Source organism: Kitasatospora sp. NPDC096204 (genome assembly GCF_044763205.1).
In the GTDB taxonomy this organism is placed as follows: domain Bacteria; phylum Actinomycetota; class Actinomycetes; order Streptomycetales; family Streptomycetaceae; genus Kitasatospora.
Genome location: NZ_JBIWFT010000032.1, coordinates 108429 through 118022, shown reverse-complemented (window position 1 = coordinate 118022; position 9594 = coordinate 108429). Strand labels below are relative to the sequence as shown.

Below are 9594 nucleotides of genomic sequence, written 5' to 3'. Positions count from 1 at the left end.
TGAAGATGTCGCAATCCACACCTGGCCAGAAGGCCCTCACTCATTTCAAGATCACAGCGCCGTGACCCCTGTCACCAACCTCCGTGGTCAGTACATCTAGACACCTCGGGAACCACCCGAGGTCCTGGAGGCCCACCATCGAGGAGTTGAACCACCATGTACACCCAGTTGGCCGACTGGTACGGCCCCGGCCCGTGGATCCTGCTGATCCCTCTGGTCTGGATCGCCGTGGTGGTCCTGGTGATCGCGCTGCTGCGCCGCACGGTCTGGCGGCGGCGCGCCTGCGGGTTCGGAGCCGGATTCGGAGCCGGGTGCGGAGCCGGGGCCGCGGCGGAGCATCCGCTGGCCGTCCTGGGCCGCCGCTACGCCGAGGGCGAGATCGACGCCGAGGAGTACCGCGCCAAGCGGGCCGTGCTCAGTGAGCCGTCCAAGGACGACGTCGGGGGAGGTGGCGCCAGGTGACCACCCCGGAGGTCGTGCGGGGCGCCGCAGGCGGTGCCGCCGCCGCCGTGAAGGGCTACGGCGTCGGCGGCACCGACCTCGGCCGAGCCGGAGGCGAGGCGGCAGGAGGCGGCGGAACGAAGGTGCTGGCGGGGCGGCTCAGCCCGCGGCCTGCGGGAAGACGTCCCGCAGCAGCGGGTCCGGCAGGCCGCGCTTGCGCCACTCGCGCGGGTAGCCGAGGGAGACCTCCGTGAACGGGACGCCGTCGTAGGTGGTCCGGCGCGGGATGTGGAGGTGGCCGTAGATCATCGCCGCGGTGTTGAACCGGGTGTGCCAGTCTGCGGTCAGCTCGGTCCCGCACCACTGGGCGAACTCGGGGTACCAGAGGATCTCGGTGGGCTGCCGGACCAGCGGGTAGTGGTTGACGAAGACGAGCGGGACGTCCGGGTCACAGGCCGCCAGCCGCTTCTCGGTCAGCCGGACGCGCTCACGGCACCAGGAGTCGCGGTCCGGGAACGGGTCCGGGTAGAGCATCCGCTCGTCCGCGCAGACGATGCCGCTCTCGTAGGCGGCCGCCAGGGAGGCCTCCTTGGTGGTCGTGCCGGGCGCACGGAAGGTGTAGTCGTAGAGGAGGAAGAGCGGGACGATGCGGACCGGTCCGCCGGGGCCCTCCCAGAGCGGGTACGGGTCCTCGGGAGTCACCACGCCGAGCCGGCGGCACAGCTCCACCAGGTGTTCGTAGCGGGCCACCCCGCGCAGCTGGACCGGGTCCTCGGGGTGGGTCCACAGCTCATGGTTGCCCGGGACCCACACCACGCGGGCGAAGCGTTCGGCGAGCAGGCCGAGGGCCCACTCGATGCTGGTGGTGAGCTCGGCGACGTCACCGGCGACGAGCAGCCAGTCGTCGGGGTGGGAGGGCTGGAGCTTCTCCACCAGGTCGCGGTTCTCCTGGTAGGAGATGTGCAGATCGCTCACGGCGAGCAGCCGTCCCCCCGTCGGGGTGGGCCGCGTCGGCTGCGCGTCGCTGCGGTTCTCCGTGGTCACTCCGGCCCCCTGAGGTCGTCTGGCCGGTGCGGCCGATGGGCCCACTCTATGTGGCGGGCCGGGCGATCGGGGCGGGTTGACGGGATCAGTCGTTCGAACCGTCGGCCCGGGGGCGAGGTCCGCCCGGTGCTTCAGGGACGGACGGTGGCGTGGAGACGATCGGGAGGCGCAGGACGGGAGGCACAGGACGGGAGGCGCAGGACGAGAGGTGCGGAGCTGGGGGAGAGGCAGAGCCAGGAGCCGGTAGTAAAAGGAGAGTTGGGTCGGGCTCAGGAGCCGATGTCGATGATCACCCCATGGGAGGTGACGGTGGTGACGGCGAGGATCGCCAGCGAGGTGATGCCGAGGGTCAGGCCGAGGAGGGCGCGGCCGCGTCGGCGGGTGCCGCGGAGCAGGGCCAGGGTGGCCAGGGTGATGGCGATCGGCCCGAGAACGATGTTGAACAGCAGCAGGCCGGGCAGGCCGAGGAGGAAGGAGGCGATGGCGAGGCCGTCGGCCTCGGCGGTGCCCTGACGGGTGGTCGCCCGGCTGTGGGGCTCCGGGCGGCTGGTGCTCCGAGGGCCGATCGCCTGATGGTCGGTGACGATGCTCATGGTGGTGCGGGTCCTCTCTGGGGAGTGGCCGCGGGGTGGTCAGCGGTGCGGCTGGGTCGGCAGTGCGGCCGGGGTCAGCGGTGCGGCTGGGTCGGCAGTGCGGCCGGGGTCAGCGGCGCGGCCGGGTCGGCAGCGTGGCCGGGTCAGCGGTGCCGGAGGCGGGCGATGCCCTCGCGTGCGCCGAAGGCGAGCAGCCAGGCGGTGATGGCGGCGGAGGCGGCGAGGAAGACCGGGAGCGAGGTGTGGGCGGCGGTGCCGATCAGGATGCCCATGGCGACGAGGGCGGAGAGCAGGATCACGGCTGGCTCCTTCGGCTGCGGATGGGACTGCGCCGATTTCGGTTGACAAGTGTTCACTGACTTCGTCCTCACTGTACGCCCGGCTGGCCAAGTTCGGCAAACGAATGTTTACTGAATGGCGTGAGTCACACCGTTGGGGCCAGACAGGCCCAGAAGCAGCAGAGCCGGCGGGCGTTGCTGGACGCCGGGCTGCATCTGTTGGCCGATCAGAACCTGGCGAGCCTGGGTGTCCGCGAGGTCACCCGGGAGGCGGGGCTCTCGCCGGCCGCCTTCTACCGGCACTTCCCGGACCTCGCCGCCCTCGGGGTGGCGCTGGTCGAGGAGTCGCTGGCCAGCCTGCATGTCATGATCCGCTCGGTGCTCGCCGAGTCCGGCGATGCCGAGGAGCTGATCGACCGCGCGGTGGACGTGATCGAGCGGCACGTCCGCGAACACCGGGGGCACGTACGCTTCCTGGCGCGCGAGCGGCACGGCGGAGTGCGGCAGGTGCGCGAGGCGATCGACGCCGAACTCGGCCGCTTCGCCGCCGAGGTGGGAGCCGCCCTGGCGCTCCAGCCGGAGTCGAGCGGGTGGGGCGAGCAGGACCTGCGGATGCTCGCCGAGCTCTACGTCGACCACATGGTCTCCACGGCCGCCGCCTTCCTGGAGGCGCTGGAGACGGACCCGGCGCGGGAGCGGCGGATCGCCGCCACCGCGCGCCTCCAGCTGCGCCTGATCAGCATCGGCCGGGAGCACTGGCAGGCGGGCTGAGCGCCTCCGTAGGGGAGTTGACGGTCACCTCGCGTGCCGGGTGGGCCGGGTCGGGTGCCGGGTGGGCCGGGTCGAGGGCTGGGCCTGGTGTCGGGTGGCGGCGGTAACCGGCCATTGAGGCTTGGGCGGTTCTTGGTGTTGCTTTGACTCTTGACAGTGAGTCATGTCCGCGACAGCTTTGGTGCACCCCCACCCGTGGAACCCCCCACAGCGAGAGGTCTCTCATGAAGAAGCCGCTCATAGGCACGGTCGCCACGTTCCTGGTCGCCGGGGCCGCCGCATTCGTCGGTGGCGTTCCGGCTCAGGCCGCCGCCCCTGCCGCCACGTCTGTCACGTCCGTTGACAAGTCCGTCGCCAAGCCCGTCGCCGCCGTCAACTTCGCCGGGACGGTCGCACTCAGCAACTGCTCCGGCTCGCTGGTGCGGATGCCCGGCTCGGCCGCGAGCGACCCGGCCCTCGTGCTCTCCAACGGGCACTGCCTGGAGACCGGCATGCCCGGCCCGGGCCAGGTGGTCCTCAACCAGTCCTCCAGTCGCAGCTTCACCCTGCTCAACGCGAGCGGCAGCGGTGTCGCCACGCTGCGCGCGACCAAGATCGTGTACGGCGCGATGACCGACACCGACGTGTCGATCTACCAGCTGAACACCACCTACGCCTCGATCCAGTCCCGGTACGGGATAGCCCCGTTGACGATCGCGGCCACCCACCCCGTCCAGGGCACCTCGATCAAGGTCGTCTCCGGCTACTGGAAGAAGATCTACTCCTGCTCGGTCGACGGCTTCGCCTACCGGCTGAAGGAAGCCGACTGGACCTTCAAGGACTCGCTCCGTTACACCTCCACCTGCAACGTGATCGGAGGCACCTCCGGCTCGCCGGTGGTCGACGCCTCGACCAATCAGGTGGTCGCGGTGAACAACACGATCAACGAGAGCGGTGAGACCTGCACCCTGGACAACCCCTGCGAGGTGGACCAGAACGGTGCGGTGACGGTCCGCCCGGGCATCGGCTACGCCCAGGAGACCTACGGGATACCGGCCTGCTTCGCGGCCGGCAACCACTTCGACCTCACCCTCCCGGGCTGCACCCTGCCCCGCCCGTAGACGACCAGGGCAACCCGCTGACCAGCACTTTCCCTCCGATGGGCCATCCGCGAACGGCGGGTGGCCCATTCGGCCGTCCATCGGCCGGCCGCCGTACCGCCTGCCACGCCGACCGCTGTACCGCCTGCCGTACCGCCTGCCACGCCGGCCGCCGTACCGCCTGCCGTACCGCCTGCCACGCCGACCGCTGTACCGCCTGCCACACCGACCGCCGTACCGATCGCACCACCTGCACCGCAGACATGGAGAGTTGATGACCACCACCGTGAGAAGACTGCTGGCCTCCGCCCTGCTGATACCGCTGCTCGCTGTCGGCGGCCTGGCGAGCCCGGCGTCCGCCGCCGACGGCCGGAGCGCCACCCAGGGCGCGCAAGGCGACCAGGGCGACCAGAACGACCAGGGCAACGGCTCCCGCCACGGCCGGGGCCCCGCCGACGACCCGACCGCCGACATCAAGGACCGTCTGGCGGCGATCCCCGGGGTGACCGTCACCGAGGAGAAGCCGACCACCACCGGTCACCGCTACTTCATCGCCACCTACACCCAGCCGATCGACCACAACCGCCCCTGGCTGGGCACCTTCCAGCAGCGCTTCAGCCTGCTGCACCGCGGCTACGACCGCCCGACCGTCTTCTACACCAACGGCTACACCCTGGGCACCAACCCGTCCCGCACCGAGCCGACCCGGCTGGTGGACGGCAACCAGGTGTCCATCGAGTACCGGTTCTTCACCCCCTCCCGCCCGGACCCGGCGGACTGGTCCAAGGCCGGTATCCGCCAGGGCGCCGCGGACTCGCACCGGCTGGTGACCGCGCTCAAGCGGATCTACCAGGAGGAGTGGCTGTCCACCGGCGCCAGCAAGGGCGGCATGTCCTCGACCTACTACCGCCGCTTCTACCCGGACGACGTGGCCGGCACGATCGCCTACGTCGCGCCGAACAACACTAACGTCAACGACTACGCGGCGTACAGCGAGTTCTTCCGCACCGTCGGCACGCCCGAGTGCCGGGCCCGGCTGAACGCCGCCCAGCGCGAGCTGCTGGTGCGCCGTGACCGCCTGGAGGCCCGCTACGTCGCCGACAACAAGGCGGCCGGCTCCACCTTCGACACCCTCGGCACCCCGGACCGCGCGTACGAGGCCGGCGTGCTGGACGTGGTCTGGGCGTTCTGGCAGTACAGCCTGGAGTCCGACTGCGCCAAGGTCCCGGTGGCGGCCACCGCGACCGACGACGAGCTGTACGCCTGGTTCGACTCGCAGTCCGGCATCACCGGCAACAGCGACCAGTCGCTGGCGAAGTACACCGCGTACTACTACCAGGCCGCGACCGAGCTGGGCGCGCCGTTCTTCGACGTCTCGCACCTCAAGGGCGTGCTGCACTACGACTACAAGGAGCTCTACTCGGTCCGCAGCTACGTGCCGAAGGAGATCCCGACCGTCTTCAACCCGAACGCGATGCCCGACATCGACCGCTGGGTGAAGCGCGAGGGTGAGCGGATCATGTACGTCTACGGCGGCAACGACCCGTGGGGTGCGAAGCCGTTCCGCCTCGGCCGGGGCAGCGAGGACAGCTACGTCTACACCGTGCCCGGCGGCAACCACGGCTCCAAGATCGGGCAGCTGCCCGCCGCGCAGTCGGCGGAGGCCACCGCCAAGGTGCTGGAGTGGGCGGGCCTGAGCGACCCGAACGCCGCCCGCTCGCTCGCCAAGTCGCCGCGGCCGGGTGCGGACTTCGGCCCGCTGGACGTCGAGGGCCAGCGGCTGGAGCAGGAGCGCCGCCCGCTGTAACGCCGACGCGCGCAGCAGGCCGCACCACCAGGCACTCAGCAGAGGAGGCCGCCCCGGGTTCCGGGGCGGCCTCCTCGCGTCGTTCGGGGAACAGCGGGCAGAGCCGGAAGAAGGAGCGGACCGAGCCCTCCCCGAAGCAGTGAATCAGTGCTTCAATGCTTCCATGGCCTACCGACGCACGCCAGCCGTACAAGCCCGCCTGGACGCCCAGCGCGAAGCGGTGCTCCAGGCGGCGGTGGGCCTGCTCGCCGAGCGCGGCTACGGCGGCTGCACGATGGCCGCCGTGGCGGACCGCGCCGGGATCGCCACCGGCAGCCTCTACCAGCACTTCAGCGGCAAGGCCGAGCTGTCGGTGCAGCTGTTCCGCCGGGTGGTCACGCACGAGATCGACGCGGTCAACGCCGCCGTCGCGCTCCGGGACACCCCGCGGCAGCGGATCGCCGCCGTCGTCGAGACCTTCGCCGCCCGCGCCCTGTGCGCACCCCGGCTGGCGTACGCGCTGCTGGTCGAGCCGGCCGACGCGGTCGTGGACGAGGAGCGCCTGGTGTTCCGGCGGGCGTTCCGGGACGTGATCGCCACCGAGATCGCCGCCGCGGTGGCGAGCGGCGAACTGCCCGAGCAGGACCCGGTGCTGACCGCGGCCGCCCTGGTCGGCGCGGTCGGCGAGGCGCTGGCCGGCCCGCTCGCCGCCGCACCGGTCGGAACCGCCCCGCCAGGGCCCGGCGAGTCCGGACCGGGCGGGCACGGGAACGGCGGGCCTGAACCCGGCGAGCCCGGACCCGGCGAGTCCGAACACAGCAAGAACACCACGGTGGTCCCCGCCCTGGTCTCCTTCACCCTGCGTGCCCTGGGAGGACGCGATGACAGCGACGCATGAGGTCACCAACCAGGTGCCCCTGCCGTACGGACACGACACCGCCGCCGACCCCACCCTGCTCGCCGCCCTCCAGCGGGCCGACGCCGGCTGGGCCGAGCCCGAGCTGCGCGAGCTGGGCCGGCTGGCCGGTTCCGAGCAGGCTGCCGAGTGGGGCCGGCTGGCGAACGAGAACCCGCCGGTGCTGCGCACCCACGACCGTTTCGGAAACCGCATCGACGAGGTCGAGTTCCACCCGGCCTGGCACGAGCTGATGCGTACCGCCGTCTCGTACGGCCTGCACGCCGCGCCCTGGCGCGACGAGCGCCCCGGCGCCCACGCCGCCCGCGCCGCCGGGTTCTTCGTCTGGGGCCAGGTCGAGGCCGGCCACACCTGCCCGATCTCGATGACCTACGCCGCCGTCCCGGCGCTGCGCGCCAACCCCGCGCTGGCCGCCGAGCTGGAACCGCTGCTGGCCGCGCGGGAGTACGACTTCGGGCTGCGCGAGCCGCGCACCAAGCGCGGGCTGATCGCCGGCATGTCGATGACCGAGAAGCAGGGCGGCTCGGACGTCCGCACCAACACCACCACCGCCGCTCCGCAGCCGGACGGCACCTACCGGCTCACCGGCCACAAGTGGTTCACCTCGGCGCCGATGTCCGACCTCTTCCTGACGCTGGCCCAGGCGCCGGGCGGCCTCAGCTGCTTCGCGCTGCCGCGCGTCCTGCCGGACGGCAGCCGCAACCGCCTGCAGCTGATGCGCCTCAAGGACAAGCTCGGCAACAAGTCCAACGCCTCCGCCGAGTTGGAGTACGACGGCGCGGTCGGCTGGCTGGTCGGCGAGGAGGGGCGGGGCGTCCCGACCATCATCGAGATGGTCAACATGACCCGCCTGGACTGCACCGTCGGCGCGGCCTCCGGCATGCGCTACGGCGCCACCCGGGCGGTCCACCACGCCCTGCACCGACGGGCGTTCGGCAAGGCGCTGGTCGACCAGCCGCTGATGCGCAACGTGCTCGCCGACCTGGTGGTGGAGTCCGAGGCGGCCACGATCGTCGCCATGCGGCTCGCCCAGGCCACCGACCGCACCCTCGCGGGGGACGGGAACGAGGCGCTGGTCCGGCGGCTGGGCCTGGCGGTGGCCAAGTACTGGGTGTGCAAGCGCGGTCCGGCGCACTCCGCCGAGGCGCTGGAGTGCCTGGGCGGCAACGGCTACGTGGAGGAGTCCGGGATGCCCCGGCTCTACCGGGAGGCGCCGCTGGTGTCGATCTGGGAGGGCTCCGGCAACGTCGCGGCCCTGGACGCGCTGCGCGCCATGGCCAAGCGCCCCGAGAGCGTGGAGGCCTTCCTCGGCGAACTCGACGCCGCCGCAGGGGCGGACCGCCGGTTGGACGCGGCCGTCGCCGCGCTGCGCAAGGAGCTGACCGACCTGGGCGACCTGGAGTACCGCACCCGCCGACTGGTCGAGTCGATGGCGCTGGCCTTCCAGGGCTCGCTGCTGGTCCGGTACGGCAGCCCGGCGGTGGCCGACGCGTTCTGCGCGAGCCGGCTGGGTGGCGACCGCGGCGCGGCCTTCGGCACCCTGCCGGCCGGGGTCGACACCGGAGCGATCATCGACCGCGCCCTGCCGGTGTCCGCGTGAACGACCGAGCGGCGAACGACCGAGCGGCGAACGACCGAGCGGCGAACGACCGAACAGTGACCGACCGAGCGGCGAACGGCTACGAGGCAGGCGGCCAGGAGGCCGAGAAGGTCAGGGAGTTCTGGCAGGCGCTCGGCCTGCCCGGGCTGATCGACGTGCACACCCACTTCATGCCGAAGAACGTCCTCGACAAGGTGTGGGCGTACTTCGACGCGGCCGGTCCGCTGGTGAACCGCCCCTGGCCGATCACCTACCGCGAGGCCGAGGAGCAACGGGTCCGGCGGCTGCGGGACTTCGGCGTGCGGGCGTTCACGTCCATGCTGTACCCGCACAAGCCCGGGATGGCCGGCTGGCTGAACGCCTGGGCCGCCGACTTCGCCGCCCGCACCCCGGACTGCCTGCACACCGCGACCTTCTTCCCCGAGCCCGAGGCGCCCCGCTACGTGGCCCGGGCGGTCGAGGACGGCGCCCGGGTGTTCAAGGCGCACCTCCAGGTCGGCGGCTACGACCCGGCGGACCCGCTGCTGGACGACGTCTGGGGGTTGCTCGCCGAGACCGGCACCCCGGTGGTCACCCACTGCGGATCCGGGCCGGTGCCGGGCAGGTTCACCGGCCCGGGCCCGATCGGCACGGTGCTGGAGCGGCACCCCGGCCTGGTCGTGGTGGTCGCCCACCTCGGGATGCCGGAGTACCGCGGCTTCCTCGACCTGGCCGAACGCCACCCGGCCGTCCGGCTGGACACCACCATCGCGTTCACCGACTTCGCCGAGGCCGACGACCCGTTCCCGCGCGAGGAACTGCCGCGTCTGCGCGGGCTGGCGGACCGCGTCCTGCTCGGCAGCGACTTCCCCAACATCCCCTACCGGTACGTCCACCAGCTGGAGGCGCTGGCCGGGCTGGGGCTGGGGGAGGAGTGGCTGCGGGCGGTCTGCCACGACAACGCGGCCGCCCTCTTCGGCATCAAGCCCGAAGGCTGATCACCGCACCACCGATCCGGCACCAGTGGTCCGGCGTCACGGGCCGGCGCCACAGGTCCCGTGCCACCGAACACCGCACCACCGACCACCGAACCACCGATCACCGCGC

Annotated in this window: 10 protein-coding genes; 7 read left to right on the top strand and 3 right to left on the bottom strand. The window is 72.0% G+C overall.

The window, feature by feature from the left end:
• Positions 1 to 156 precede the first annotated feature (156 nt).
• Complete coding sequence (locus tag ACIQ87_RS29575; RefSeq protein ID WP_402412366.1) at positions 157 to 462, top strand: SHOCT domain-containing protein; 306 nt, start codon at positions 157 to 159, stop codon at positions 460 to 462.
• Positions 463 to 600: 138 nt separating this feature from the next.
• Here ACIQ87_RS29575 and ACIQ87_RS29570 read toward each other — a convergent pair whose 3' ends face one another.
• The 3 genes from ACIQ87_RS29570 to ACIQ87_RS29560 all read right to left on the bottom strand — a co-directional run bounded on the left by ACIQ87_RS29570 (position 601) and on the right by ACIQ87_RS29560 (position 2377).
• Positions 601 to 1485 carry a metallophosphoesterase family protein gene (locus ACIQ87_RS29570; RefSeq protein ID WP_402412363.1) on the bottom strand — a complete coding sequence of 295 codons (885 nt, stop codon included), beginning with the start codon at positions 1483 to 1485 and terminating at the stop codon, positions 601 to 603.
• Positions 1486 to 1754: 269 nt separating this feature from the next.
• Entirely contained in the window at positions 1755 to 2078 is a 324-nt protein-coding gene (locus tag ACIQ87_RS29565) for a DUF4190 domain-containing protein (RefSeq protein WP_402412360.1), read from the bottom strand.
• 143 nt (positions 2079 to 2221) lie between these two features.
• Complete coding sequence (locus ACIQ87_RS29560) at positions 2222 to 2377, bottom strand: hypothetical protein (protein ID WP_402412358.1); 156 nt, start codon at positions 2375 to 2377, stop codon at positions 2222 to 2224.
• Positions 2378 to 2497: 120 nt separating this feature from the next.
• Here ACIQ87_RS29560 and ACIQ87_RS29555 point away from each other — a divergent pair, with 120 nt between their 5' ends.
• The 6 genes from ACIQ87_RS29555 to ACIQ87_RS29530 all read left to right on the top strand — a co-directional run bounded on the left by ACIQ87_RS29555 (position 2498) and on the right by ACIQ87_RS29530 (position 9485).
• Positions 2498 to 3127 (top strand): TetR family transcriptional regulator, encoded by a 630-nt coding sequence (locus ACIQ87_RS29555; protein WP_402412355.1) that lies wholly within the window; start codon positions 2498 to 2500, stop codon positions 3125 to 3127.
• 224 nt (positions 3128 to 3351) lie between these two features.
• The gene (locus ACIQ87_RS29550; protein ID WP_402412352.1) at positions 3352 to 4227 is read left to right on the top strand and encodes a serine protease; all 876 of its coding nucleotides are present in this window, start codon (positions 3352 to 3354) and stop codon (positions 4225 to 4227) included.
• Between the two features lie 253 nt (positions 4228 to 4480).
• A complete protein-coding gene (locus ACIQ87_RS29545) occupies positions 4481 to 6013 on the top strand; it encodes a S28 family serine protease (RefSeq protein WP_402412348.1) in 1533 nt (510 codons plus the stop codon).
• Positions 6014 to 6176: 163 nt separating this feature from the next.
• Entirely contained in the window at positions 6177 to 6890 is a 714-nt protein-coding gene (locus ACIQ87_RS29540) for a TetR/AcrR family transcriptional regulator (protein WP_402412345.1), read from the top strand.
• Positions 6874 to 8508, top strand: a complete 1635-nt coding sequence (locus ACIQ87_RS29535; protein ID WP_402412343.1) for an acyl-CoA dehydrogenase family protein — start codon at positions 6874 to 6876, stop codon at positions 8506 to 8508. The genes ACIQ87_RS29540 and ACIQ87_RS29535 overlap by 17 nt, the downstream gene beginning before the upstream one ends.
• 56 nt (positions 8509 to 8564) lie before the next feature.
• The gene (locus tag ACIQ87_RS29530; RefSeq protein WP_402412340.1) at positions 8565 to 9485 is read left to right on the top strand and encodes an amidohydrolase family protein; all 921 of its coding nucleotides are present in this window, start codon (positions 8565 to 8567) and stop codon (positions 9483 to 9485) included.
• The last annotated feature ends 109 nt before the right edge of the window (positions 9486 to 9594 follow it).